This window comes from Edaphobacter modestus, from assembly GCF_004217555.1.
Lineage (GTDB): Bacteria > Acidobacteriota > Terriglobia > Terriglobales > Acidobacteriaceae > Edaphobacter > Edaphobacter modestus.
In genome coordinates this window covers 3,183,756-3,210,011 of the sequence record NZ_SHKW01000001.1, presented here as the reverse complement: position 1 = coordinate 3,210,011, position 26,256 = coordinate 3,183,756, and the positions used below count along the sequence as shown (strand labels likewise).

Genomic DNA, 26,256 nt, shown 5'->3' with positions numbered 1-26,256 from the left:
GCCAGCTGAGCTAAGGTGAGCAACGGTCCGTATTGAGCGATGAGTATTTCAGCGGTTGACACCGTAATCTACCTCCTGACTTGCGATAGAGCTACGGTAGCCAAGGAAATCCTCTTCAAAAGTAGGTGCTATTATTTGATCGATATGGTTGACAGAAAAAAGCCTCTCAACCGACCGGACGCCGACCCAATTCAGATCTATCGCGGATGCAACTCCAGAGTCGCATCCGCGGTCAATATGTTTTCGAGACAATGGGCTCGCTATTCGGTTCGATCGCGGCGATACCCGATCTATGTGCTGCTCGCGGATATTGTGGATGGCGCCTGGCGCGATTACATCGCCACGTTGCCTGTGGCTTACCTTGGACGAGTTCTCTGCGAAGGCCAACTACTTAGCATCATTGCTGAACGGAACGGGTTTCCATTTTTCGATGATCTGTTTGCTTGCGTCGTGAATAGCACAGAAGGCGATCGAAAGCTGAACGACTGGATCAGATCCAGAGATGGCGTGCTCCCTCCGGTTGGCGAGTTCAATCTTGAGCAGATCCACCATGAGTTCAGAGCGACGGTAAGTACATTGCGAGAACTTGCATCCCGATGCGAAGGCAAGGAACCCAAGAAGATAAGAGTGGGAAGATTGAACGCCCGCAGACTGAAGCCCTATTGTGAACTCTGCGGTGAAGCAACAGAGTTGGGAATGATTCTCAAAGGGGCTACGTGGCCATTGCAAGACCCAAACAAAAAGGCATCACTCAGCGCGAGGTATTGTTCAAGTCATCGCCCTAAACATCATGATGGAACGTGGAATCCAAGCTATCAGAGAGCGAGAAGAAGCAAAGAAAAATTCGAGTGGGAGATTTTTAAGATTAAGCATCATACAAGCAATGTCCCAGATATTTCCCTAGCGAAGGGCAAAGGAATTGGCGATCCTTTTCTCTGGAACTTGGCACATCAGTTAGACATTGTTCTGTTTGAAAGTGACCGCATTCGGAATGTTGCACGGCAGTTGGTGGACGCAAGAATCAGCATCCGAAAGAGGCAAGCCATCATGCTTCTGACTGCTGGAATCAGTCAATCGGAAATAGCAAGGCGGCTCGGAGTTTCGCGCCAGGCAATTTCAAAGATAGCGTCATCGGAACCGTTTCAAAGAATTTCCATGATGTACCGCTTTGGCAATTAGCCACATCACTAGACCGAACAATCTATGCCACACTAGCGGTGGTTTTTCTGTGAAAGAGCTTGGTCGATGCGTGCAACCAAGTCTTCCGCTCGGAGATGGGTGTAGCGCTTCAACATCTGCATCGATTTGTGACCGCTGATTGCCGAAACTTCCTGATCGGAAAATCCAGCTTCGACGAAGCGGCTTACCGCTTCATGCCTTAGATCGTGAAAACGGATGTCGCCGAGCCCTTGCTCACACTTGATGTTCAGCCATACAGGATTGAATTGGTATGGGCGTCGTCTGCCGTCTCGGCCTGGCTCGCCGAAAAAGATTAGATCCGTGTCTATGGGGCGAATCGGATGATTCAGTGCGTCGCGAAATAGCTCTGTTGCAGTAGCGCTAAGAGGTACGGTGCGCGGCGACGTGTTTTTGGTTTCGAGCAGGCGCACGATGCGTCGCTTAAGATCGACTTGCATCCTACGCAGCGTGACAATTTCCGATGCGCGCATTCCGGTTTCGAGAGCAATGCGCACGATCCAGCGCAGCATTGGATTTGAATGCTTATCTACAGCGGCGAGTAAGCGTATCTCTTCTTCTTGGGACAGACGACGATTGCGTCCCGGTCCGGGAGCAGGCCTGCGGATGTTCAATACTGGGTTCGACGGAAGCCCGACGCCCCACTCTTTGATGGCAACGGTGAACAGATGGCCTAACAATGCCAGGTCGAGCCGGACCGTGTTGTTAGCGCGCGGCAGCGATTTGCCTTGCTTATCTTTGCGGTCTTCCCCGGCGAGACGCATATCGCGGAAACGGGCGATGATCTCCGGTGTCATTGCTGCAAGGGAATACTTGCCAAGGTGCTTGAGCAGGATCACTGCGTGCCGCTTTTCGGCGACCTGCGTCATGGGTCGTTTGGTCGGAGTGATTTCGGCGACGTAGCGCTTGAGAGCGTCCGCAAGGGTCATTCGATCTGCAGATGCCCTCTGCACGTAAGCACCACGCACCATTTCATCTTCAGTACGGCGCGCCCAGTCATCGGCATCTCGTTTCGTGCGGAACGTTTTCGATGTTGTGGGCCAGCCAGTCTTACGGATCAGAGCTTTCCAAGTACCAGATGATGTTTTGACAATGGTCGCCATAGGGCCCTTTCGGTGCAGTGTTGGAGGACAGCACTGTACCGAAATTGTACCTTTTAGCCAAAGTACAGTTAGCCTCATCTTGGACCCAATTGACTGGCCTAGAGAGATACTCACTGTAAGTTATTCATATATAACTGCTAATTGTGATTTACTAAATCGGGATTCGGTGGGCCCGGAGGGATTTGAACCCCCAACCAAGGGATTATGAGTCCCCTGCTCTAACCGTTGAGCTACAGGCCCGAGAAGGTGGATGTACGGATGCGAGGCCGGATGGCTGGGCAAGGTACGCCTTCGGTCTTTTCAGTGTCGCATAGCAGCTCGGGTCCGCGCACGGCCTGGCGTCAGGGCCGGATCGGTGGAGACATTTTTCCCGGCTCGGAGCACAATCACCGCGTTCGCCGTTCTGGTCCGAGTCCGTGATGACTCTCACCCCTGGGAACCCCCGTTCAGTTTTGATGAGTTCTACTGCTTACGCATCCATTTGCGCGCAGTCCCGTTCCATACGCAGTCCTTCAGAGGACGCTCTTGCGCATCCTTATCCTCATCTCGTTCCGGAGCACCGTTGCTGAGTCGGTGTTTGCGTCTTCTTCGTAAGAAACAGGCCGGCGGTGATACGCGTCCTCGGCCTGTTCTGTTTTATGCGCGAGCCTCGAATACGAGGTTGAAGGGAGTCTCGGCTGCGCGGCGGAAGTTGCTGAAGCCACCGGAGGAGACGACTTCCCGCATACGCGCCTCGCCGGCCTGTGCTCCGAGGGCCAGGCCAACCTCCTGCGAACGGGAGGCGGGTGTGCAGATCATGGTTGATGCGGAGTAGTAGATTCTGCCGACGGGATTGAGATTGTCCTCTACCTTGTCGTTGGCAAAGGGCTCGACGATCATCCATGAACCATCTTTGGCGAGCGTGGAGCGGACATGCGTGGAGGCTCCGGCTGGGTCGCCCATATCGTGCAGGCAGTCGAAGAAGGTTACGAGATCGTAGCCGTTGCCGGGATAGTCTTTGGCGGACGCAGTTTCGAAGGTGATGCGGTCACCGACACCGGCGTTTTTTGCCGCTTTGCGCGCCCATTCGATCGAGGCGGGGTGATAGTCGAAGCCGAAGAAGGTGGAGTTGGGAAAGGCCTTCGCCATGAGGATGGTGGAGGAGCCATGCCCGCAGCCGACGTCGGCGACGCGGCCTCCGGCTTCGAGTTTTTGTTTAATGCCGGTCAGCGATGGAATCCATTGCGAGATGAGATTGGCGGCGTAGTTGGGACGGAAGAAACGCTCGGTTCCCTGGAAGAGCTCGGTGTCGTGTTCGTGCCAGCCTACGCCTTTGCCGGTGCGGAAGGCGTCGGTGATCTTTGACTCGTCGCGCATGACGGAGCCGATGATCTGGAAGGCTCCGGGGAGGAAGGCGGGGCTGTCATCGACGGCGAGGGCGAAGGCCTGCTCGGGGGGAAGGGTATAGGTTTGGCTGCCGGGGTCGTAGGTGAGATAGCCGCTGGCGGCGTTGGCGTTGAGCCATTCGCGGACGTAGCGCTCGTCGGTTTTGGTTTTGGCGGCGAGCTCTGTTGGTGTAACAGGATTAGAGTCGGACATCGCCTTGTAGAGACCAAGCTTGTCGCCGATGATGACGAGCGCGGCATGCATGGCCGCCCCCATGTCCTGGAGAGCCTGGTTCATGAAGGTGTTGAGTTTGGATTCGTCGAGAGCGGGTGAAGGAGCGGATGCAGCCATTTGGTTCCCTCCGTTGCGCGGCGATTCGCGCATCTCTTTGGGGCCCGGGTGAGATGCCTACCATGCTGCTCCGCGTCGCAGGGCGATGGCAAGGGGGGAGTCAGGTATCTTTCGATTTCCTGCGCGGGCGATTATTTCTCCGGCGCGGTGCCAGGCGTCGCGTTGGTGTCTTCGGGGGAGGGGTTGATGTGTCCTTCGGCATTTTCAGGAGTGTCGGAACGTACGGACGTTGGTCCGGGTCCTGCTGTTCCAGGATTATCCCCTCGTGGGCCGGAGGGCTCTATCCCATGTCGCTTGGTATCAGGGGATTTGCTGTCGACGGGGGTTCCTACGGGTTGCGGATTCGTGGCCATGGGTCTAGATCCTTTCGCTGTTGAGTAGGAGATCGGGAGTGTGAGCTCCGTTGCCTCGGAGTGGAAGGTAAAATGCAGTGCTGTACTCTGATTTGAGCACCCGGCAGTCTGCGGGCAGGGCACGCGAGGCGACGCTGGTTCCGAGAGGAGTCTTACGAACGACATGGATGCAGAGCAGAGTCTGAGTGGAGGGAATGGAGCGCCCATTCTTGTAACCGGCGGAGCGGGTTTTATTGGCTCGAATTTTGTACTGGAGTGGCTGGCCGGGGGCAAGGGCCCCCTGGTGAGTCTCGACAAGTTGACCTATGCGGGAAATCCGGAGAACCTGACCACCGTAGAGAAGGATCGCGACTATACCTTCGTGCATGGAGATATCTGCGATGCGGCTCTGGTGAAGGAGCTGTTCGAGCGTCACAGGCCGCGGGCGGTGGTCCACTTCGCGGCAGAGAGCCATGTGGACCGTTCGATTCTTGGGCCGGAGGCGTTTCTTCGGACCAATATAGACGGCACCTTTACGCTGCTGCAGGCGGCGCGGGTCTATCTGGATTCACTGGGAGCGGAGGACCGCGCAGGCTTCCGTTTTCTGCATGTGTCGACCGATGAGGTCTACGGCACGCTCGAGCCTGAGGATCCGGCCTTTCACGAGGAGACGCCCTATGCGCCGAACTCACCCTATGCGGCTTCGAAGGCCGCAAGCGACCACTTGGTGCGGGCGTGGGTTCATACCTATGGCTTGCCGGCGATCATCACCAACTGCTCGAACAACTATGGACCGTACCAGTTTCCGGAGAAGCTGATTCCATTGATGATTGCGAACGCGCGCAAGGGTAAGCCCTTGCCGGTCTATGGCGATGGCCAGCAGGTGCGGGACTGGCTTTATGTTGCCGATCACTGCCGGGCGTTGATGGCGGTTCTCGAGCGTGGCCGCGTGGGCGAGACCTACAACGTGGGTGGAGGAAACCAGCGCAGCAATCTTGAGGTGGTCACGACTTTGTGCAGCCTGCTGGACGAGCTGCTTCCGCAGTCGGAGTTTGGTCCTCACAAACAGCTCATCAAGTATGTTGCGGATCGTCCCGGGCATGACCGCAGATACGCCATCGATGCGCGGAAGCTCGAGGGCGAGCTGGGGTGGCGCGCTCAGGAGAGCTTCGAGACCGGGTTGCGCAAGACAGTGGAGTGGTATCTGGCCCATGCGGCCTGGGTGGAAAACGTCACCAGCGGAGCGTACCAGCATTGGGTGACGCAGAACTATGGCGGCCGCGAGACTGCGGATACGACGGCGGGGAGCGCACGATGAAGGGAATCATCCTGGCCGGAGGCTCCGGCACGCGTTTGCATCCGGTAACCCAGGCAGTGTCCAAGCAGCTGCTGCCGGTGTACGACAAGCCGATGATCTATTACCCGCTCTCCGTGCTTCTGCTGGCGGGGATTCGGGAGATCCTGATTATCTCGACCCCGCAGGATACACCCCGGTTCGAACAGCTTCTGGGCTCGGGCGAGCAGTGGGGCATCCGACTGGAATACGCCGTCCAGCCTTCGCCGGATGGGCTGGCACAGGCGTTTTTGATCGGCAAGGAGTTTCTTGGCGGAGAGCCATGTTGTCTCGCGCTCGGCGATAACATCTTCTACGGGCACGACATGGTGAAGACGCTGCGGCAGGCGGCGGCGAACCGCGAGGGAGCAACGGTTTTTGCGTACCCTGTGCTCGACCCGGAACGGTATGGGGTGGTGGAGTTCGACGCGAATCGTAAGGCGATCTCGATTGAAGAGAAGCCGGCGAACCCGAAGTCGCGTTATGCGGTGACGGGAATTTATTTTTACGACTCGCAGGTGGTCGGGATCGCCGAAGGACTGAAGCCTTCGCCGCGGGGCGAGCTTGAGATCACGGATGTGAACCGCTGCTATCTGGAGCGCGGTCAGTTGAAGACCGAGGTGCTGGGCCGCGGAATGGCCTGGTTGGATACGGGAACGCATGACTCGCTGCTGGAGGCGGCTTCGTTTATCCAGACCATTGAGAAGCGCCAGGGATTGAAGGTCGCCTGCCTGGAGGAGATCGTTTACCGGCTGGGATATATCAACGAAGATCAGCTTCGCGACCTTGCGGGCAGGATGGGCAAGAGCAGCTACGGACAGTATCTTGTGAGGTTGTTATCGGAGCCGGTGTTCTGGGGATGAGTGGACGGATTCTGCTGACAGGGGTGACGGGACAGGTTGGTGGGGAGCTTGCCGCTACGCTGGCAGCGGTGGGCGAGGTTGTCGCTCCGGCCCGAGACGAGATGGACCTGGCGAACCCCGCGTCGGTGCGGGAGAAGGTGCGGGCGATTCGGCCGCGGTGGATTGTGAATCCTGCGGCCTACACCGCCGTGGACAAGGCCGAGAGCGAGCCCGATCTTGCGTATGCGATCAACGCGGAGGCGGTGCGTGCGATTGGAGAAGAGGCACGGAAGATTGGCGCGGGAGTAATCCACTTTTCAACCGATTACGTCTTCGATGGTACCGGGAACGCTCCTTATCGAGAGACAGATGCAACCGGCCCTGTGAGTGTGTATGGAGCGAGCAAGCTGGCCGGCGAACGTGCTCTCGTAGAGAGTGGTGCGGGATACATGGTCTTTCGTACCAGCTGGGTCTATGGCGCGAAGGGAAAGAACTTTCTGCGGACGATCCTGAAGGCTGCGAAGGAGCGTGAACGGCTGCGGATTGTGGCGGATCAGCATGGCGCTCCGACATGGAGCCGTGATCTTGCGCGCATGACGGCCCAGGTGATCGGCCGGATCGAAGCGTCGGGCGCGGGGCGGGAGCTGACAGAGGCGCTCGGGGAATCGGGGGGGATCTATCACGCTGCCGGGGCGGGGGAGACGACCTGGTTCGGGTTTGCGGCGGAGGCTATCGAGAGACTGCGCGAGCGAGAGCCCGGCGCAAAACTGGCGGAGGTGGAGGCGATCACGACCAGCGAATATCCGACGCCGGCAAAGAGACCGCTTAACTCGCGCCTGAGCTGCGCGCGACTGGCTGCAACGTTTGACTGGAGAATGATGGACTGGCGGGACTCTCTGCGCGAGGTGATGACGGAGGTATGAGCAGGTTGAAGTTCGATCACATTGGGCTGGTGGTAGGCGATATGGCGAAGGGGAGGGAGTTCCTGGAGAGCATGTTCGGGATCGACCGGTGGACCGAGGTCTTCGAAGATCCTGGAATCGGGGTCTATGTGCAGTTCGGGCGCGCGGAAGACGGACCCTGTTATGAGCTGATTTCGCCCCTGGGCGAGGCGAGCCCGGTGACAACGGCGCTGAAGCGTGGCATCAATATTCTGAATCACGTGGCGTACCTGACGGTTGACCTGGATCGCGACGCGCGAAGCCTGGAGGCGAACGGGTCGATTATGGCCGGTCCTCCCAAGCCTGCGGTCGCCTACCGGGGCGCGCGGGTGCAGTTCTGGATTACGACCGAGCGTTTCATGGTGGAGTTGATTGAAGCTCCGGGACACGAGCACGCCTACAGGATCAAGGAATGAGCGAGAGAGCGCTGTTTCTGGATCGCGATGGAGTCGTGAACGTTGAGATCGGCTATCTGCACCGCATTGAGGATGTGGAGTTTGTCCCGGGAATCTTCTCCCTGTGCCGGACGGCGATGCAGCTGGGGTATCGGCTGATCGTGGTGACGAATCAGGCAGGGATCGCGCGGGGCTTCTATAGCGAGGCGGACTTCGATTCGCTGACGGTGTGGATGCGAGGCGAGCTGCGGGCTCAGGGGGTGGAGCTCGACGCGGTGTATTACTGCCCGTACCACCCGGAACGTGGGATCGGGGAGTATCGGCGGGATCATGAGGACAGGAAGCCCGGAACAGGGATGCTGCGAAGGGCGATGCTTGAGTTTGGGGTGTCTCTGGCGGACAGCGTGATGGTGGGAGACCGCTGCAGCGATGTCGCGGCAGCGAATAGCGCGGGTCTGCGGCAGGCGTTCCTTATCCATGGCACCGAAGAGGCAGGGTGTGGCGGAAGCTACCTCGGGGTCCAGAGCCTGGACGAGGTGGAGAGATGGCTGTTGGATCGCGGCTGAGCGTGAGAGCCTTCCCAGGAGAAGGCCCGGCTGAGTTAACGATCCAGATTCCCGTCAGATCGCTGATTTGGGATTCAGGGAAGTTCGGCGGATTCAAACAGGCTACCCTGGGCGTCCTTACCGCTTACGCAGGGGGAGGCGCCGCCTAACTCTTCCAGGGGCCAGCGGATGTTGAGGGTGGGGTCATTCCATACGATGGAGCGCTCCCCCGCGGGATGGTAAAGATTCGTCGTTTTGTAGAGAACCTCGGCGGAGTCGGAGAGGACAAGGAAGCCGTGAGCAAAGCCCTCCGGGATCCAGAGCAACTCGAGCTCGCCGGATTCGTTGCGGGGACGGAGATGAAAGCCGGCCCATCTTCCGAACTGGGGCGAGTTACGGCGCAGATCGACGGCGACATCCCAGATATGACCCGTAAGAACGCGGACGAGCTTTCCCTGGGGTTTACCTAATTGGTAATGGAGCCCTCGCAGGACTCCCTTCGCAGAGAAGGACTGGTTATCCTGAACAAATTCAGCGGGCAGACCAGCGGAGGAGAAGGCGGAGGTGTTGAAAACCTCTGCAAACCAGCCACGGCTATCGCTAAAGCGGCGGGGCTGAAGGATCTTCACATCGTGCAGCGGGGTATCGTAAACCTGCATCCGACAAGTTTATCCGACCAGGCGCGGGGATGCTGGCCGTTCCGGATTGGGAATGTTGGCTGGAATTGGCCTAAAATAGATTTGTGTTAAACCGAAGCACAGTGATTAGAATGAACGGACTGCGATGATGATGAAATGCCGATGATGATGAAATGCTTTGTCTCCGAGAGGGAGCAATATGTGGGCTCGAAGCGAGGTTTGACGAAAGAGGCTCTGTTCCACCAAAGATAACCCTCGGACGCAAACTGTGACGTGGAGTGGGCAGGGAGTAAGTTTGGAGATTCTGTAGGATTTAGGTCACTGCCGCGACATTTTTATGCACGATAACCAGTATTCCGGGACCAACGCGAAGAAGCGGGGGTAGCGTTATACAGACACAGGATTTCAATGCAGGCAGAATATCAATCTCCTGAGTCGCGGACAGCGGCTATCGAAGATTCTTATTCGTACACAGAGGCGATCAGCAGGCCGGGATCCAGGACGACGTATCCGCTGGATCGAGTGCCGTCCGGACTTTTTCGTTACCGGGTCATCAAGCGCTGTATCGATATCTGTCTGATCCTTATTTCCGCACCGATCGTTCTGATTGCGTTGGGGATGATCTCGCTGCTGGTGATGTTCAGCTCGCCGGGGCCGATCTTCTACTCCCACCGGAGAATCCGGAACCATGGTGCTTTCTTTTCGATGTGGAAGTTCAGAACGATGTGCGTGAACTCGGCCGAGGTTCTCGAGGAGTATCTTTCCCGGCACCCGAAGGCGCGGGCAGAGTGGAACAAAACGCACAAGCTGCGTCATGATCCGCGCATTACACCCATCGGATCTTTCCTTCGCCGCTACAGCCTCGACGAATTTCCTCAGCTCTGGAATGTTCTGGCCGGACATATGAGCCTGGTCGGACCGCGACCGATCGTGGCTGCAGAGGTGGAGAAGTATGCGGATTCCTTCGAGTACTACTGCAGGGTGAAGCCCGGTTTGACCGGACTCTGGCAGGTCTCCGGACGCAGCGAACTGACCTATGACGAACGGGTTGCACTGGATTGCGACTACGTAAACCGCTGGTCTCTGCGCCGGGATCTCAGAATTCTTCTGAAGACGTTTGTGGTGGTTTTGAAGCAGGATGGAGCGTATTAAGCGAATTCTGCTTAAGCGAATTCTGCGAAAAAGTCCGTATGCCGGTGGATGTCGCCTCCCTTAGCTGATCCGCCCGCTTGAGACGTAGAATTGTGCTGTCAGCTGTTTCTGTTCCATCTCCGTCGAAGGCCGGTTTTGAATCCCGACCGAAATCGAAGGATCGCGGGCGAGCTCCGATAAATTATGCAACGGTTTCGGGACGTAATCAGGTTTGGCTCCCACAGCGGGTTGAGTGCGCTCTCAGCCCAGGATCGCCTTGCGATGGCGTGGGTGGTCGTCTGCGGAAGGGCTCTTGCCGGGCGGGGCAGCGTGGTGGGCTATGAGCAAGGCTCTGTCCGAATCGAAGTGCGGGAGACTGCCTGGCTGGAGCAGATGAGGAGCATGAGTGAGCATCTGGCGCGGGAGCTGGCGCGAGTCGCAGGGATGAAGGTAACCGGGCTACACTTTATAGTGAAGAGGTAAGAATCAAAGCGATGAACGGCCAGTCTGGAGTAACGATCGAAGACGTGCGCAGGGTGGCGGAGCTCGCCAATCTGGAGCTGACCCAGGAAGAAGAGCCTCGCATGCAGCGGGACTTGAACGCGATCCTGGATTATGTGGCCCAGTTGAACGAGCTGGACACGAGCGATGTCCCTCCGATGGCGCAGGTGGGCGAGATCCTGGAAGGCGGGGCGGTTCACTCGCACGGGGAAACGCTGCGCGGCGATCGTGTGCAGCCCTGCATTGACCGGGCGGAGGTCATGTCCTCCGCGCCGGAGACCGATGGCCGGTTCTTCAAAGTTCCAAAGGTCATTGAGCGGTAGGTGGCCGGTTCGCCGGTTTCGTGGAGAGATGGGTTTGACAGCAGAGAGTCTGAAGAGTTTGACAATCGATGAGGTGCGGGACGCGATTGCAGCCGGACGCACCACCGCCACGGCGCTGGCCGAGGCGCACTATGACCGGATTACAGCCGAAGACAGGCAAATTAACAGCTATCTTTCCTTGAGCCGGGAACGGGCCCTGACGCAGGCCTCGAAGATCGATGCGATGGCGCAGCGCGGCGAAGTTCTGCCCCCACTGGCCGGGGTTCCGGTGGGCATCAAGGACGTTCTGGTGATGCGGGGGGCTCCGGCTACGGCCAGTTCCCTGATTGTGAAAGGTTACCGGCCGCCTTACGACGCTACGGCGGTGGAGCGGCTCGAGTCCGCCGGGGCTGTCCTGCTGGGCAAATTGAACTGCGACGAATTCGCAATGGGGAGTTCGAACGAAAACTCGGCTTACGGACCGGTTCGCAACCCCAGGGCTCTCGATCGGGTTCCGGGAGGATCGAGCGGTGGCTCTGCCGCTGCGGTGGCGGCGGGTTTTGCCGTGGCGACGCTTGGAACCGATACCGGAGGATCCATACGGCAGCCGGCTGCATTCTGTGGCGTGGTTGGGGTGCTTCCGACCTATGGTCGGGTCAGCCGCTACGGTCTGATCGCTTTCGCCTCATCCCTCGACCGCATAGGACCGTTCACAAAGAATGTGAAGGATGCGGCAACGATGTTGGAGGTGCTCGCCGGGAAGGACGCCTTGGACGCAACTTCCTCAGACAGACCCGTGGAGGGCTATCGAAATGCGCTTGACGGTCCTGTCGAGGGGCTGAAAGTTGGGGTTCCGGAAGAGTATTTCGGTGACGGACTGGACACGGAAATCCGTGCCGCTATTGAGAGGGCGCTGGATGGGCTGAAGGCAGCCGGATGCGTTGTAAAACCGGTTAGTCTGCCTCACACCAAATACGCCGTACCGACCTACTACGTGATTGCCACAGCCGAGGCATCTTCGAATCTCTCACGATTCGACGGCGTGCGCTTTGGTTTACGGGACGCCGAGGCGAAGACTTTGTCGGAGATGTACAGTAGGACGCGAGATGCCGGTTTCGGAGCTGAGGTAAAGCGACGCATCTTGCTTGGAACCTATGCTCTAAGTGCCGGATATTACGATGCTTATTACAAAAAAGCTCAGCAGGTACGAACCTTGTTGACACGGGATTTCCTAGCTGCGTTTACAGATGTTGACGTCCTGGTTGCTCCGGTAACGCCGACGCCTGCCTTCAAATTGGGTGAGAAGACCGATGACCCGGTCAAGATGTATTTAGAGGACATATATTCCGTTGCCGCAAGTCTGTCAGGTATCTGTGGCATGAGCGTTCCGTTGGGAGAAACTAGGGACGGGTTGCCGATAGGCTTGCAGATTCTTGGGCGTCATTTCGGCGAAGCTACCATGCTGCGGGTGGCGAGGACCGTTGAGATGGGGTAACCCCAAAACTAGGGAGCGCCGGTATCGCGGAAGTTGCGTCCTTCCCTTTTCTCCGAGTGAGAAAATCGTTCGAGTATGCTCAAGACAGCGGTTTTGAACTGCGGATGCAGCCTCGCCAGAGGCCTTTCGCGAGGAATGTTCAGAGAGGTTAATCGGTTTGCGAGAATTTGGTAGGGAGCAGTCTGGTTTTGCGCGGCTTCGCGGGTTTACCTATGCCGTGGTTTTTCTGTCTTGCGGAGTTGCAGCTTCGGGACAACTGCCGGTCCAGAGTCTTGGAAGTTCGCCGGGACAAGAGCAGAGTTCGTGTACTCCTGGAGATGTGAATTGCGGGGGGTACAGTGATCAATATCGAGCGCCGCAGACATCGGCACCTTCATCGCCTCAGGGAATTGTCCTGCAGCCCAATTCTGCTGCACAAATGCAGAATGGGAACCAGAACCAGAATCAGCTACAGCAGACGTTCAACCCATTCTCCATATTGCCACTTGATCCTCCAACGGAATTCCAGCAGTTTGTAGCGAACTCCACTGGAAAGATGCTTCCCATTTTCGGGGCTGCTCTATTTCGCAATCCTCCCTCAACGTTTTCCCCGGTCAATACCGCTCCTGTTACTCCGGATTATCTTCTAGGGCCAGGCGATGAACTTCTGATTCAGTCCTGGGGACAGGTCACTCTCAATGGCCGTTTCATCGTAGATCGTTCCGGGGGGATCTTCATCCCGCAGGTTGGAACTGTTCAGGTTGCAGGCTTGAGGTTTGAGCAGGTACAGCCCTATCTGAAGTCTCAGATGAACAAGTTGTTCCGTAACTTTGACCTCAATGTGAACATGGGGCAACTGCGCTCGATCCAGGTTTTTGTGGTTGGGCAAGCCCGCCGTCCTGGCACCTACACGATTAGCTCGCTTAGCACTTTGGTGAATGCGATCTTTGCTACGGGTGGGCCATCTCCCCAAGGCAGTCTTCGACATATTCAATTGAAGCGCGGCGGCAAACTGATCGTAGACTTCGATCTTTATGACCTGCTTGTTCGGGGCGACAAGTCAAACGATGTCGCCCTTCTTCCGGGAGATGTAATTTACATTCCTCCGGTAGGGCCTCAAGTAGCCGTGGCGGGAAACGTGAAGGTCCCGTCTATATACGAGTTGAAATCGGCCGATAGTACTACGGTGGGTGATGTGTTGGACCTGGCCGCAGGGCTGACGAGTATCGCATCGCGCGACGCGATTCGGCTGGAGCGGATCGATGAGCGCCATATGCGCAGCACCCTGGACGTCTCGTTAGATACGCAAGGGAAAGCAACTCCAGTGCAAGATGGCGATTTGTTGGAACTTGTAGCCGTCGCGGGTGAGTTCAAGGGCGCAATTACACTTCGAGGCAATGTGGCGAATCCGGGGCGTTACATGTGGAAGCCCGGGATGCGGGTAAAAGACCTTCTGCCAGATAAAGATTCATTGATTACGCGGGATTATTGGCTCAAGCGCAGCCAGCTTGGTCAGCCCATGATGACCTACATTCCTACATGCCTTCCGAGAACTCCATACGGTGTTCCGACCCTGCGTTATGGTATTCCGGTTGGAGAGGAAGGTGACGATCCGTTCTGGCGTTATTCGTCAACACCGGAATACAGGGCTTTGAGGGGCTACCCAGCTGTAAACGGCGATAGGCGAATGAGTGATCAAGATTCCATGTCGTCCAACTCTTTGCGTAACCCAATGATGGAGGATAGAACTACCGCAACGACCGGCGACGATGAATTGAATTGTGCTAGTCTTTCGGACATTCCGAAGTATGTAGACCGATTGGCTCCGTACAATTCCCAAACCAATTTTCAACAACAGAACAACGCGTTAGGGGCTAGCCAGACACAGCCAATCGACACGACGGGGTCGGAGCGGGCAAGTGCGGCGAGCGCCAGTCTTGGGACGAGTTCTCGTAATGCCTCTTCGGGGCAGTTTCAGCCAAAGAATGACGTCAAACTTAGCGAACCAGATATTGATTGGTCGTACGCCGTCGTTGAAAGGCAGAGCAAAGAAAATCTCACCACCTCGCTGCTCCCGTTTAACCTCGGTAAGGTGGTGCTTGAGGGGGATTCCTCCCAAAATCTAGAGTTGCTGCCAGGAGACGTCGTCACGATTTTCTCCAAGGCTGACATTCGTGTTCCTCAGGCGCAGCAGACCAGATTCGTTCGCTTGGAGGGTGAATTCAACTCCGCTGGAGTTTATAGCGTGAGAGCCGGCGAGACGTTGCGGCAGGTCGTGCAGCGAGCGGGCGGGTTAACGCCTGAGGCTTATCTGTATGGGTCGGAGTTCACGAGAGAATCAACGCGACGAGTGCAACAGGCTCGCCTGAACGAATACGTTGATCAAATCGCGTTGCAAGCTAGCACAGTCGCAAGCGCCAACGCAAGTCGCTCCATCAATCCGCAGGATACTGCCGCAGCAGCCGCAGCCCAACAACAAAATCAGAACATTGTTAACAGCTTGCGTCGAGCTCGAGCTAGTGGTCGAATTGTGCTCGAGCTACCGGTGGATAGTCATAGTATTGAGCAGTTACCCGATCTGCCGCTGGAGGATGGAGACCGATTTATCGTTCCTCGTGTTCCGCCTACGGTCAACGTTGATGGTGCCGTCTACAATCAGAATTCGTTCATGTATGATCCTCACCGACGAGTAGGAGACTTTATACGCTTGGCTGGCGGTGCGAATCGTGATGCTGATAGTAAGCGCGCGTATGTGATTCGGGCTGGAGGTGCAGTGATCAGTAAGCAGTACAGCTCGTCTCTTCGCGGAAACGGTTTTAACTCTCTCCACGTGTATCCGGGCGATACCATCGTAATACCGCTAAACCTCGACCAAGGAAAGACTATGCGTCTTATTGTTGACATCGCCCAGATTGTAGGGCAGTTCGGTATTGCCATCGCCGCCGCAAATACAGTGCTGGGACAATAAGAGGGTCTGGGAAAGGATTCGCCAGTTGGGTCCGTTTGGGCTCCGCGCCCCTATGAAAGTAGCAGTCATTGTTCCGACACTCAACGCTGCAGGTGATTGGCAGCGCGTTAGCCAAGCGCTACTGGCCAATATCTCTGCCGAGATGGTGCTCATACTCGATTCCGAATCGACGGACGGAACTGAAGTTGCCGAATGTATGGTCCGCCGTGTGAATGCAAGGGAAAAGTTTCGAATGAAGGAAAGTCTGCGTCAATGTATTCGGCCTTTTAGGTGGAGAGTTTTCTCCTGGGCTTGATGAGATACGCCGCGTACCTGTCCTTTGAAAACGCCCGGCCTCGTATGGGCCATTTCGGCAAGCAGGTTTCAGGTGCGCCGTTTTGACTGTTCTTTCATCTTCACTTATCCGGTGCAGACCTCGGTGGGGAGAACTTGATGTTGCTGGTTTCTAAGCCTGCTTATACTGTCACTGCCTCGGGTACTGCTCGATAGTGCTGGCCCGTCGAGAGCACTGCCCACGCGATCCGCGCCAGTTTGTGTGCTGTTGCCACGATCAATACGTTTCGTGGCGCCCTCGTCTCAAGCGAGGTCATCCAGGGGCCCATCGCGATTCGGTCCCGCTTGGATCGCAATACGACCGCGCGTGCTCCATGAATCAGGATCTTGCGCAGGTAAGAGTTACCGCGCTTGCTGATTCCATACAGCCTCACCTTGCCACCGGTCGAATGCTGGTTCGGTAGTAGCCCCAACCAGGCCGCGAACTCTCGCCCCTTGCGGAAGGCTGCGCCGTTACCGATGGAGGCCACGATCGCGGTTGCAACCAGCGGTCCGATACCAGGAATCTGCCGCAGTCTCCGACACGCTTCATCGCTCGAAGCGATCCGTTCCACTTCGTCGTTCATCTGCACGATCTGAAGCTCCAGGTCCTTCCACTCGCTCCACAGCATGGCAACCAGGTTCCGCATTCTCGGGGTGAGGTTCTCGTTGACGTTCTCAAGCACCTCAGGCAGAGCTTCCCTCAGCCGAATCGGGCTCTTGGCGAACACTGTGCCTCGCACCAGCAGAAACGCACGAATCTGGTTGATCAGAGCGGTTCTTCGCGCCATGAGCCGGTCACGCACGCGATGGAGAGCTTGCAGGTCGAGCTGATCATCTGTCTTGATCGGCACGAAGCGCATGTTCTCGCGATCCACGGCCTCAGCAATCGCTTCAGCGTCGATGAAATCGTTCTTGTTCGACTTCACAAACGGCTTCACGAACTGGGCTGGAATCAACTTCACATCATGACCTTGTTCCCGTAAAGCACGGCCGAGGAAGTGCGACCCCGAACATGCTTCCATCCCGATCAAGCAGGTCTGCATGTTCGCGGTGAAGGCAATCAACTGCTTCTGGGTAAACTTCTTCTTCAGCAGCACCTTGCCGTTATCACCAAGTGCCACCAGGTGAAAGGTCGTCTTGCCAAGGTCAATACCAACCGATCGAATCTGCATGTCGATGATCCTCCTTGAATCTGCCTACAAGATCTTCCGGGGAAGATCAAGCGGCGGACCATCTTAGTAAGCGGGTTTCCAGACGCGATTGATTCCACGAGAGCAATTCAATCACGGACGCGCCAATTAGGAGTTGAGATTTGTCCGGATGCAGAGATCGTCGTATTTCTCACCCAGGATGCTCCATTGGCGGACTCCACGGCGATTCCTACTCTGATTCGTGCCTTTGAAGATTCTACTGTTGGTGTTGCATATGGGCGTCAACTTCCCCGTCCAGAGGCAAATCCCATCGAAGCCCATGCGCGGCTGTTCAATTATCCGGAGCAATCAAGTCTTCGTGTTCTTGCAGATAGAGAGCAGCTCGGGTTCAAGTCCATCTTCAGCTCAAATTCTTTTGCTGCCTATCGTCGGACTTCCCTCATGAAGGTAGGCGGATTTCGGAAGGATGTAATTTTCGGAGAAGACACGGTTGCTGCGGCGGAGCCTCTTTTGGTGGTTGGAAGATTGCTTATGTGGCTGAAGCCAAGGTTTACCATTCGCATAGCTATACTTGGTGGCAGGAAGTGCGTCGGTACTTCGATATTGGAGTGCTTCATGCGCGCGAAGCATGGCTTCGTCGAGAGTTTGGTGGTACTGGCCGCGAAGGAACGCGTTTTGTGCGTTCGGAGTTGAGCCATCTCTGGCTAGGAGCATGGTGGTTCATTCCGTCGGCCCTTCTGCGCACGGCATTGAAATGGATTGCCTACCGACGTGATTTCATAACAGAGTTTGCTCTGTCGAGGCGCGATTAGACTCTGGGCATCGACGACCGAAGGGTTCGCATGTAATCTTTCGGGCGGAATTCGGTCCGACCCAACCATCTCTCCGATCGCACGTTCGACCATGATTACTACTTCGAACTCCCTGGATAGGGAGCGGGATGCCCAATCAAGTGGGCGGTGATTTACTTCACACCATGGACGTATACAGGCTTTCCCGCGTGCGAACCGAACTGCAAAGTCTGTGGGTAATCGAATTCCTTACGCCACATCCAGTAGAGGCTGACGGCCAGTTTGCGTGCCATCGCAACCTTAGCGATGCGGCGGTCGCGACGCATGGCCAGATGAACGAAGCGACGTCGCCAGTCGGGGTTCCAGCGGACAGCGGCCTGGGCTGCCTCCACCAGTAGAAAGCGCAACAGAGAACTTCCCACAGCGATGGAGAGGCAGAGCGTTTCTATCGCGATCTACAGCGAAGACAGGTCAAGGTTCAGTCGCCGTTCTCGCCCGTCTCCGTATCTAAAAACGCTACCTGCTGAACGCTTGGATGATAATCCACTCCTACAATGATCATGTTCGGCTCCTTCTCCCGAACCCTTAGTCGACGATGATGAGTTTGTTCAACCAAAGCGTAACGAAACAGCTCCTCGGAGTGAGTGCCGTCCTACGCTCAAAAATGCATTGACACGGCCGAGATTGTTAGAGATGGACGTATGGAAAGTAAACTCAACCTCTATTGGAAGCGGCGACTCTCCATGCACCCAAAATTTTGGAGCTAGTCGGAAAACTAGATCGGTCACTCTGCGTCCATCTAATGATGAACTCCAAGTCAACTGGAACCAGTTGCCGGTATTGTGCTGTGATCCTGCCCAATAGGACGGGATGCCTCTCGTATTGAGTGAAGACCTGAGCCCTCCAGTGCCGGTTGATGGCATAAGAGCCATTCACAAATCCATCGGTGATGGCGCCTCCGCCTGAAAGAAACACTTGTAGCGCCACCGTGGAGTCAGCGTCGTTTGTATCGTTGCATGTCATCGTGTAATGCAGACTTGGATAACATTAGCGGCGCAGGCTCAGCTCAGGATTCCACGTAAGCTGGATCCAGCCGCTGGTGTTGTGCTGTGATCCAGCCGCATAGGACGGGATAAGAAAGCGTTCGTACTGGGTGAAGACCTGCGCTGTCCAGTGCCGGTTGATGGCATAGGAGCCGTTCACAAAACCATCGGTGATAGTACCGCCTCCGGGAAGGAAGAGCGTGCTGACTTTATTTTGTCGGTAGCCAGCTTCTACACGGGTGCGCGCGGAGAACCAGTATCCGGTACGCCCTTCGATCGCGCGACCATCTCGTCCAATTGCATTGCCTAACAGAAAGCCTTTGTTCGTATTGCTGTCCAGGTACTGATTGTTCATGAAGAAGTGCTGGCCCCCGAAGTCTGTCGCGAGTCCCTGCGAACTGACGGCTTCGACGCGTAGATCCATATGAGGCAAGAAGGGAAGGCGCGCAAAGTAAATGCCGGGATTCCAGACGGCGCGCCGTGGAGCCGAGATGGGGCTCGGGTCGTCGTCGGAGTAGGCGTCGGCGTACAGCGTAACGATCTTCTGCAGGAACGGCAGTCTGTAGCGGAAGTCGAAGTTGCTCTTGCGATCGCCGGGATCCAGCCGGTCACCATAGGGAGCCGCTCCGTTGCCAACATAGCTTCCGGTTGAATTGAAGCTGAAGATGTTGTCTTTGAAGCTGTGCAGTGTGATGGGATGTCCAACACCCCAGAAGACCGACCACCGGGTGAAGCCGATCTCCAGGTTCTCGCCGAAGTTGAAGGCGATCTTCTGACCGTTGTACCAGGGACGCGCAGGGTAGGAGTGTCCGGAAAGTTTACCGAGTACGACATCGAATCGATAGGTTCCGAGCGATGGGACGAACGGCAGCGGATGCGGCCGGGTGGAGACGAAGCGCAGGCTGTAGGTTGGTTCGGCGTTGCTCGAGAACGCAAGAGGTCCCATGGTGGTTGGGCCCCAGTAGAGTTGCTGCTTGCCGAAGGACAGTGCATTTCCGGCAAAGGCCATGCCTGCGTAGAGCTCAAGGGGGCGCTGGCGGGTGTAGGCTGCCTGCTGGGGCGTGATGGGAATGTAGGGGCTATCCGGTCCAAAACGATCCAGCTGATTGATCAGCTGATTCATCTCGGGAGACTGGGCCGGGTTGCCGGGGCCGTGTTGCAGCTCTTCGCGAGCGTAGAAGAAGAGACGGCCATAGTGAGCGCGTGTCGAGAAGCCGGCGATTGCATTCGAGCCCCTGCCCTGGGGGCGCCCGAAGTCGTTCCACCATGTCTGGCCGAAGTGGAAGCTGTCATTGAGGGCTGGTCCGGCGATGGTTCCATAGCGCGCATAGCCGGACTCGAGAGCCAGTTCCTCATAGGAGGTCGATTCTTTCGAGAGCTCACGGTCGAGGTCGGTCATGAGGCGTCGCGCTTCGGCGACCAGGCGCGGACTGGACAGGCTGATGCGATCGGAGATTTCCTGCGCCTGATGAAGCTGGCGAAGACATTCCTGGCGGGTCCAGGGTCGGATCGATACATTCTGTGTCGGGATCAGGCCCAGGGCGGCGAGCCGCTCGAGTGTGGGATAGATCCAACTGTCCATGGGGACGTTGGTCGATCCGATGGTGTCGGGATCGGCGTCGAAGACCGGCGGTGGCCGGTGTTCGATGGGGTCGGGAGGAAGCCCGAAGCCGGGCGGCGGAGGGGGCGCAGGCAGGGTGGTCGTGTTCTGTCCGGTGGCCGGGTTGCGGGCGATGTAGTTGGCGGGCAGAGGACGAGGTGAGTCGTAGGGATTAAGGGTGTAGTTGTGGTGTGCGTGATAGACGTACCGTCCGATCAGCCATCCGGTGACGCTGCCGACGAGGACGTCGGAGGGGAAGTGCTGTTCGGAGAGGACGCGGCTGACGCTGACCGTTCCTGCCAGGCCGTAGACCGCTGCCTGCGGCAGCCAGCCCGGATACTCCGATGCGATGACCGAGGCCATCGACCATGCGAGGGTGGCGTGGTTCGAGGGAAAAGATCCGTTATTCCAGGGCGAGCTGAAGAACTTACCGTTCGCGTTATCGGTCACAGGGCGGTCCCTGCGGAAGACGACCTTCAGCGCCTCATTGACGGCGAGTCCGTTGATGGCTGCTTCGCCGGCGAGGAGACCGGTCTCGTGCGCCTGAGGAGCGTGGTTGAAGAGGCTCCAGAGGTAGGCGGAGGCGGGGACAGCGCCGATACCGACAAGAGCACCGCTGGAGAGGGTGTTGGCTTTGTCCTGAGCGTCGGTGTTCAGGTGGATCGATTGCGTCATGGTGTGATGATCGCTTCCGATCAACATTCCGGTGGCGACTCCAAAGGGGACGAGCCAGATTCCGTCGCTGGGCTTGAGGCGGAGCGGGCTGGTCCAGATGGCCTTTTGGTCGTTGAGGAGCCGTTTCGGAGTTCCGGCGAGGGTGATGTCCTCGGGCTCCTGGTCGCGTGAGTTCCGGCGCGTCTCGCTGGGTTTGGGAGCGTTTTGCGGCTGGGGGGCGTCGGGAAGGTCAGCGGAGCCGATCGCGGCGTTCGGGGGCGCCGTTTGCGAGAGGCAGGGCTGCTGCAAGGTGAGGAGCAGAAATGCCGCAGAAAGAACCGGCGGCCAGAGCCTTTTCGGGGTCACATCCATAGGGGTGGTTCGAGGTGGCCGTTGAACGGTGCAACCCCTTAGAGGAGGCTACCATAGCGACACCAGCTTAGCGGCATTTTGCGGGTTTAGGGATGAAGCACTCCCTCCCCTTGGTTTTGTTGCAAAATCTTGAATACAGAGGACTTGAATGCGGACCTCCGTACAAAATTCTCTAAGCAAACGGGTTGCAACTAATTCCTGTTTCTAAAGGTGATGTTGGAGAGGTTTCCCCGACTGTTTTCGATGCCTTGAATTAAGTTTAGCAGCCGAGACTTATCGAATCGGCAAATATATCCATAGTGTTTACAGGGCTTTATAAGGTTTTGTCCTTGACAGGATTTTTCGGGTGGCGGCCCGGAGGACGACTCCCAATTTTTTCTGTCCGGCTCACCACCACTTAAATGCGAGATCTTTTCGAGCGCGAGATCGCGGGTGGGCGGTCCCATGAAGCCGATTCCCGCCATGACGAGGAGCATGGACGCCGCGATGAATAGGAAGACGCCGGTGGTGCCGAATCCCTTGAGAATGCCCGTGATGCGAAATACGGTGAAGATCGCCGAAAAGCGGCTGCCGAGCCCGGCCATGAAGCGCCAGAAGTTCAGGCCGGGGCGGTGGTGTGAAAGGCCATGATCCGTCAAAAAAACTGAGCGTAAAATAAGATATTTTATTTTCGGATACATTTGTCCCGAAGAACCCTTAGTAAGTTTGGGCACCCGGTTTATTAAGGAGAACACCATTGAAAAAATTATCGTTAGCTGGATTCGCTTCTCTTCTCTATTTTGCAATGACAGCATCAGTTCGAGCTGATCAAAGCTCACCTGTGATGCGATGGAGCGATCGTCGTCCGATTGGGGAACTGATGCTTGCACCCGTAACGGGTCAAGGCGCCATTAATGCTGGCTTCGGTAATACAAATCCACGTGGCTGGCTCAACGACCGAACAATCGATATTACGAATAGTGCAGGTATCGTCGATTTTCAGCGAAAAATTTTAAAGTACGCTGATCAGAGCATTGGTGTTTTACAAAGCATAAAGGCTCAAGGTGCCATCACCTGGGATCTCGAAGGCGAGCAATATCCGCAAGACACCACGTATATCGGGGATCCGTCGCTTGCTACAACCATCGCTCCTGAATGGGAGTCAATCGTCTCTGGGACAAACACTCCTTATGACGGAATGAAACTCATCGACGCATATTTTAAAAAATTTACCGATGCTGGTTTGCGAACAGGCGTGACACTTCGTCCGCAAACGATGGAGTTCGGCAATTTTTCAGATTGTAAGTTGCCAGGAGATCTCAATCATACTTGTCAGCCTTTTTCGATCGACGAAAAGGCACAAGTAAATGTTTTGAATCAAAAAATCGCCTACGCAAAACAACGTTGGGGAGTCACTCTGTTTTACGTCGACTCAAATGTTAAAGCAGATCAGGTTTGGAGTTGCTATCCCCCTGAGTGCAATAACAATCCGGCTTCATGCCCCGCAACTTGCAGCACAGGTTCAAGTTTAATTTTAGGTGGAGGAAAGAGTCGCTTAGGGAGCGGTCCACTTGAGGCGTCCGTATTTGCAAGTGTTGCTGCCGCGAATCCAGATGTTTTACTCATTCCCGAGCATAATTACAACGTTCATGATGTTGGCCATGCAGATTATTTTGCAGTGACGACTCCACTCTACCAACTCTTTCAAGATTACGGTGGAGTACCCGCGCGCACATCAGATGAAGAACGCGCCTCTGTGCCTGGCGCATTCAGTGCCATCATCATTAATAATGCTGGTCTCACGATCGGAGATCAGCGGTTCCATGAACTTGTTCAAGGTGTGCGGAATGGTGACATTCTGATCGCACGTGCGTGGTTTCAAGAGCCCGATCTTGACATCGTCCGCGCAATCTACAACGAGGCTGGCGTTGCACGAGTGGTGACACAACCGGCTCTGGTGCAAACAGGAAAATAGTTCGGGGGTAGGAGTCCGCACCTTACAGAGGCGGTCTGGGAAAAGAGAGCGCACACCTGAAGGGCGGGGTGCTTTGATTGTAGCCTTGACAAGTTGTGTGGGTTCATCCGCACATTTGATGAAGATGTCGGATGCCCCACTTGGACCGTCCACCTGTCAGCTTGCGTCGGCGTAATGGTTCGGCAGATAAGAGTTGCAAACAATCCTGCGCGTGCCCAATTGTGAGCCTTCATGCGATTAGTCCTGTGAAGTCGGCTTGTGTTTACCGATGTGCTCTAGTTCAAGTGTCCGAATATGCCACTGGCAAGTGGACGACTTGCCGACTCTTCGTCCCACACTGGAATTCAGTGAACCCTACGGCGTTTGTCGTTACTTATCGAGTTGCGAATGTGTAAACAGCGGTCGATGAGCGCCTCAGCCTGAAGTCGTCAACTAAGACGGAGGCAACCCTAATGTTCGTCGACGACCAGGCGTTACTTAATCACGCGACCACCGTATCGGGCCGTGACTTGGCAACATTCCCCGCGGCGCCGATTCGTCCTCGATTCGCGCGGCTCGCGAGAAACTCGGCGAATATCCAGCATGCCCCTATCGCAGTCACATTGTAGACAGCAGCGCCCCATGTTGCCTCATTGTGCAGCCGGATAAAAATAGGAGGTATTTCTACAAAACCTTCGAACAGCAACAGCATCAACGCAAGAAGCCTGGCGGCCAGGATATCCATAATTCCTGAGCAAATTGCACAACCTGCCAGGAAGAAGGCGATGCCGGTCAGCGCCGCCCAAAAATATCCAAACGACATCCAGTGCGGGACGATGCTCGCGAAGACGCGAATGCCGATGACGTGAAATATGCCGAAGATGACAGGAGGCAATCCGAGCATCCAACGTGCGGCGATAACTGCTCTCTTTTGCAACAGGGAATCCGGTGAGGCGGTGGAGGCGTAAACGAACGCTACCGGAGCGATCAGCATCAGCTGTTGAGCGAGCCCGAAAGTGACGCCAAATAAGACGTCGATTCGCCAGCCAAGCGCATGAATTCCGACATAGTACCGAGCCAGCCAAAGCGCCGCAAAGATCAAATAGGCAATGGCGGATGCCGCGGCGCCAATCTTTGCGCTGCGCCGCCACAAAATTGCAAGACCCGCTGCGACCAGCCAGGCGCCCGCGACGTAGGCCAGTATGTGTTCACCGGGAAGATTTTTACTCAGAGCTTGGATGGGCTGATGAGAGGCGTCGAATGAACCCCAGGCGATATTCAGAATGCCGGTGAGAACAGTACCTAAGCCGTAGAACCAAATTCCAACTTTCATCTGTCGATCTTCCATGGGTTCCTCGACAAGAAGCGGGAGCTCAATGACGATACATGCGCTTCTCGATTTCAGAACTGATACTATGGCACCGTTGGTTCATCGAACAGAGCCATTTTCGCGAAGTCTATTGGACCATTTGAGATGCCAAAGGCCATTAGCTCATTCGAGCTCACTCTCAAAAGCCGGTCGCACAATCAGACCCTAACCAATTGGTTGTACGGCGAACTGCGCTCTGCCATTCTTGACGGTCGGCTCGCGCCAGGTGCCAGACTGCCAGCGTCCAGAGATTTCGCCAGCCAGTATGAACTCTCCCGGGGCACAGTCGTCAGCGTTCTGGAGCGTCTACAAGCCGAGGGGTATGTCACCTCCCGTGTCGGATTCGGTACATGGGTCAATCGTGTGGAGGCGCCCCGCCCGGCCCGCCAGGCAACCAGGGTACCTGCATACATTCGTCGCGTCATTGCGACAAATAAACGACCGCAACCCTGGATTGACCAGGCTTTTGTTGAGGGGATCCGCCCCTTTCGGATCGGGGCTCCGGCCATCAACGAATTCCCATCCGAAATTTGGGGACGTATTGCCGCGGACCGGGCACGTAATTTCAGGTCATGGCTAAAGAAAGAGGCTGATCGGCGCGGGTATCAGCCATTGCGCGATGCAATCGCCGAGTATTTGCGCACGTCACGTGGGGTGCGATGCACTGCGGAACAAATCGTCCTCGTTTCCGGAATACAACAGGCGCTCGACCTGTTGGCGCGGCTGCTCTTGAAAAAAGGTGATCCGATATGGATGGAAGACCCTGGATATTTCGGAGCCAGAATCGCGTTCGACAATGTCGGAGCCAGGATGATTCCTGTACCAGTGAATGACGAAGGGCTGTCTGTTTCCGCCGGAACGAAGATCTGTCCGGATGCGAAGGGAGCCTATGTAACGCCGGCTCACCAATTCCCGCTGGGGGTAATGATGTCGCTGGAGCGGCGGATGGCCCTTCTTAGCTGGGCCGCACGCGCTGGCGCTTTTGTTATCGAAGATGACTATGACAGTGAATACAGGTTTGAGGGACCGCCTGTGCCTGCTCTGCAAAGCCTCGATAATCACTCAAGCGTTATCTTCATCGGATCGTTCAGCAAGACGTTATTCCCAGCTTTGCGCGTGGGCTACGTGGTATTACCCGCGCCGTTAGTAGATCCCTTCGTGGCTCTTCGCTACCGAACCGATTTCCGAAATTCATCCTTTGACCAGGCAGTGCTTTGCGACTTCGTCGTAGATGGGCATTTGGCACGTCATCTGCGGAGGATGCGGATTTTGTATGCGGAGCGCCTCGAAACACTTATGGAAGGGGCCAAGCAACATCTGGGTGGGTTGCTTGAGATCTCTAACGTCAGGGCAGGCCTCTACACGATCGGGTACCTCAAGAATGGAATGACTTCACGACAGGCGGAAAAGTTGGCCGCGGCCCAGGGTGTTGAGGTTCTCGCCGTCGATCGATGCACTCTGAGACGTCCTGATCCGAATGCGTTGCTCCTCGGCTTTAGCGGATTCGACGAGCTTGCGATACGGCAAGGACTCATTCGACTCGCAAAGGCATTGAGCTAGCCAGACCTCGGGATATGAGATCAGTTCTCTCAACGAAATGCCAAATCGCC

General features: G+C 56.3%; 23 protein-coding genes and 1 tRNA gene. 14 read left to right on the top strand and 10 right to left on the bottom strand.

Going from position 1 to position 26,256, the window contains the following annotated elements; genetic code table 11:
- Positions 1-144 precede the first annotated feature (144 nt).
- Positions 145-1,179 carry a helix-turn-helix domain-containing protein gene (locus BDD14_RS13575; RefSeq protein ID WP_242618244.1) on the top strand — a complete coding sequence of 345 codons (1,035 nt, stop codon included), beginning with the start codon at positions 145-147 and terminating at the stop codon, positions 1,177-1,179.
- A gap of 32 nt (positions 1,180-1,211) precedes the next feature.
- Here the strand turns inward: BDD14_RS13575 and BDD14_RS13570 are convergent, their stop codons facing one another.
- The 4 genes from BDD14_RS13570 to BDD14_RS13555 all read right to left on the bottom strand — a co-directional run bounded on the left by BDD14_RS13570 (position 1,212) and on the right by BDD14_RS13555 (position 4,369).
- A complete protein-coding gene (locus tag BDD14_RS13570; RefSeq protein WP_130419274.1) occupies positions 1,212-2,300 on the bottom strand; it encodes a site-specific integrase in 1,089 nt (362 codons plus the stop codon).
- Between the two features lie 167 nt (positions 2,301-2,467).
- A tRNA-Ile gene (locus BDD14_RS13565) sits at positions 2,468-2,540 on the bottom strand.
- Positions 2,541-2,936: 396 nt separating this feature from the next.
- Entirely contained in the window at positions 2,937-4,016 is a 1,080-nt protein-coding gene (locus BDD14_RS13560; protein ID WP_130419273.1) for a class I SAM-dependent methyltransferase, read from the bottom strand.
- Positions 4,017-4,147: 131 nt separating this feature from the next.
- On the bottom strand, positions 4,148-4,369 hold the full coding sequence (locus tag BDD14_RS13555; protein WP_130419272.1) for a hypothetical protein: 222 nt from the start codon (positions 4,367-4,369) through the stop codon (positions 4,148-4,150).
- Between the two features lie 163 nt (positions 4,370-4,532).
- Here BDD14_RS13555 and rfbB point away from each other — a divergent pair, with 163 nt between their 5' ends.
- Genes rfbB through BDD14_RS13530 form a run of 5 tightly spaced genes read left to right on the top strand, consistent with a single transcriptional unit; the run spans position 4,533 to position 8,425 of the window.
- Positions 4,533-5,666 carry a dTDP-glucose 4,6-dehydratase gene (gene rfbB, locus BDD14_RS13550; protein ID WP_130419271.1) on the top strand — a complete coding sequence of 378 codons (1,134 nt, stop codon included), beginning with the start codon at positions 4,533-4,535 and terminating at the stop codon, positions 5,664-5,666.
- Positions 5,663-6,544, top strand: coding sequence for a glucose-1-phosphate thymidylyltransferase RfbA (gene rfbA, locus BDD14_RS13545; protein WP_130419270.1), 882 nt, complete (start codon positions 5,663-5,665; stop codon positions 6,542-6,544). Before rfbB ends, rfbA begins: the two co-directional genes overlap by 4 nt.
- Complete coding sequence (gene rfbD / locus BDD14_RS13540) at positions 6,541-7,446, top strand: dTDP-4-dehydrorhamnose reductase (RefSeq protein WP_130419269.1); 906 nt, start codon at positions 6,541-6,543, stop codon at positions 7,444-7,446. Before rfbA ends, rfbD begins: the two co-directional genes overlap by 4 nt.
- Entirely contained in the window at positions 7,443-7,880 is a 438-nt protein-coding gene (locus BDD14_RS13535) for a VOC family protein (RefSeq protein WP_130419268.1), read from the top strand. The genes rfbD and BDD14_RS13535 overlap by 4 nt, the downstream gene beginning before the upstream one ends.
- The gene (locus BDD14_RS13530) at positions 7,877-8,425 is read left to right on the top strand and encodes a D-glycero-alpha-D-manno-heptose-1,7-bisphosphate 7-phosphatase (protein ID WP_130419267.1); all 549 of its coding nucleotides are present in this window, start codon (positions 7,877-7,879) and stop codon (positions 8,423-8,425) included. The genes BDD14_RS13535 and BDD14_RS13530 overlap by 4 nt, the downstream gene beginning before the upstream one ends.
- A gap of 74 nt (positions 8,426-8,499) precedes the next feature.
- On the opposite strand, the gene rfbC is transcribed toward BDD14_RS13530, so the two are convergent.
- On the bottom strand, positions 8,500-9,063 hold the full coding sequence (gene rfbC / locus BDD14_RS13525) for a dTDP-4-dehydrorhamnose 3,5-epimerase (RefSeq protein WP_130419266.1): 564 nt from the start codon (positions 9,061-9,063) through the stop codon (positions 8,500-8,502).
- A 387-nt stretch (positions 9,064-9,450) separates the two neighbouring features.
- On the opposite strand from rfbC, the gene BDD14_RS13520 reads away from it, so the two are divergent.
- The 5 genes from BDD14_RS13520 to BDD14_RS13500 all read left to right on the top strand — a co-directional run bounded on the left by BDD14_RS13520 (position 9,451) and on the right by BDD14_RS13500 (position 15,418).
- Positions 9,451-10,194, top strand: a complete 744-nt coding sequence (locus BDD14_RS13520) for a sugar transferase (protein ID WP_130419265.1) — start codon at positions 9,451-9,453, stop codon at positions 10,192-10,194.
- A gap of 183 nt (positions 10,195-10,377) precedes the next feature.
- A complete protein-coding gene (locus tag BDD14_RS13515; protein WP_130419264.1) occupies positions 10,378-10,656 on the top strand; it encodes a DciA family protein in 279 nt (92 codons plus the stop codon).
- Between the two features lie 11 nt (positions 10,657-10,667).
- Positions 10,668-10,997, top strand: a complete 330-nt coding sequence (gene gatC, locus BDD14_RS13510; RefSeq protein ID WP_130419263.1) for an Asp-tRNA(Asn)/Glu-tRNA(Gln) amidotransferase subunit GatC — start codon at positions 10,668-10,670, stop codon at positions 10,995-10,997.
- Between the two features lie 28 nt (positions 10,998-11,025).
- Complete coding sequence (gene gatA / locus BDD14_RS13505) at positions 11,026-12,471, top strand: Asp-tRNA(Asn)/Glu-tRNA(Gln) amidotransferase subunit GatA (protein WP_130419262.1); 1,446 nt, start codon at positions 11,026-11,028, stop codon at positions 12,469-12,471.
- Between the two features lie 418 nt (positions 12,472-12,889).
- The gene (locus BDD14_RS13500; RefSeq protein WP_130419261.1) at positions 12,890-15,418 is read left to right on the top strand and encodes an SLBB domain-containing protein; all 2,529 of its coding nucleotides are present in this window, start codon (positions 12,890-12,892) and stop codon (positions 15,416-15,418) included.
- 455 nt (positions 15,419-15,873) lie between these two features.
- On the opposite strand, the gene BDD14_RS13495 is transcribed toward BDD14_RS13500, so the two are convergent.
- Complete coding sequence (locus BDD14_RS13495; RefSeq protein ID WP_130419260.1) at positions 15,874-16,905, bottom strand: IS110 family RNA-guided transposase; 1,032 nt, start codon at positions 16,903-16,905, stop codon at positions 15,874-15,876.
- A 512-nt stretch (positions 16,906-17,417) separates the two neighbouring features.
- Between BDD14_RS13495 and BDD14_RS13490 the strand changes: the two genes are divergently transcribed.
- On the top strand, positions 17,418-17,696 hold the full coding sequence (locus BDD14_RS13490; RefSeq protein WP_130419259.1) for a hypothetical protein: 279 nt from the start codon (positions 17,418-17,420) through the stop codon (positions 17,694-17,696).
- Between the two features lie 152 nt (positions 17,697-17,848).
- On the opposite strand, the gene BDD14_RS13485 is transcribed toward BDD14_RS13490, so the two are convergent.
- The 3 genes from BDD14_RS13485 to BDD14_RS32405 all read right to left on the bottom strand — a co-directional run bounded on the left by BDD14_RS13485 (position 17,849) and on the right by BDD14_RS32405 (position 22,024).
- Positions 17,849-18,082: a hypothetical protein gene (locus BDD14_RS13485; RefSeq protein ID WP_130419258.1), complete on the bottom strand. Its 234-nt coding sequence runs from the start codon at positions 18,080-18,082 to the stop codon at positions 17,849-17,851.
- A gap of 640 nt (positions 18,083-18,722) precedes the next feature.
- Positions 18,723-21,344 carry a capsule assembly Wzi family protein gene (locus BDD14_RS13480; RefSeq protein ID WP_130419257.1) on the bottom strand — a complete coding sequence of 874 codons (2,622 nt, stop codon included), beginning with the start codon at positions 21,342-21,344 and terminating at the stop codon, positions 18,723-18,725.
- Between the two features lie 191 nt (positions 21,345-21,535).
- Positions 21,536-22,024 (bottom strand): hypothetical protein, encoded by a 489-nt coding sequence (locus tag BDD14_RS32405; RefSeq protein WP_207231733.1) that lies wholly within the window; start codon positions 22,022-22,024, stop codon positions 21,536-21,538.
- A 56-nt stretch (positions 22,025-22,080) separates the two neighbouring features.
- Between BDD14_RS32405 and BDD14_RS13470 the strand changes: the two genes are divergently transcribed.
- Positions 22,081-23,298: a hypothetical protein gene (locus tag BDD14_RS13470; protein ID WP_130419256.1), complete on the top strand. Its 1,218-nt coding sequence runs from the start codon at positions 22,081-22,083 to the stop codon at positions 23,296-23,298.
- Between the two features lie 481 nt (positions 23,299-23,779).
- Here the strand turns inward: BDD14_RS13470 and BDD14_RS13465 are convergent, their stop codons facing one another.
- Entirely contained in the window at positions 23,780-24,625 is an 846-nt protein-coding gene (locus BDD14_RS13465; protein WP_130419255.1) for a hypothetical protein, read from the bottom strand.
- A 126-nt stretch (positions 24,626-24,751) separates the two neighbouring features.
- Here BDD14_RS13465 and pdxR point away from each other — a divergent pair, with 126 nt between their 5' ends.
- A complete protein-coding gene (gene pdxR, locus BDD14_RS13460; protein WP_130419254.1) occupies positions 24,752-26,206 on the top strand; it encodes a MocR-like pyridoxine biosynthesis transcription factor PdxR in 1,455 nt (484 codons plus the stop codon).
- Positions 26,207-26,256: the final 50 nt, after the last annotated feature.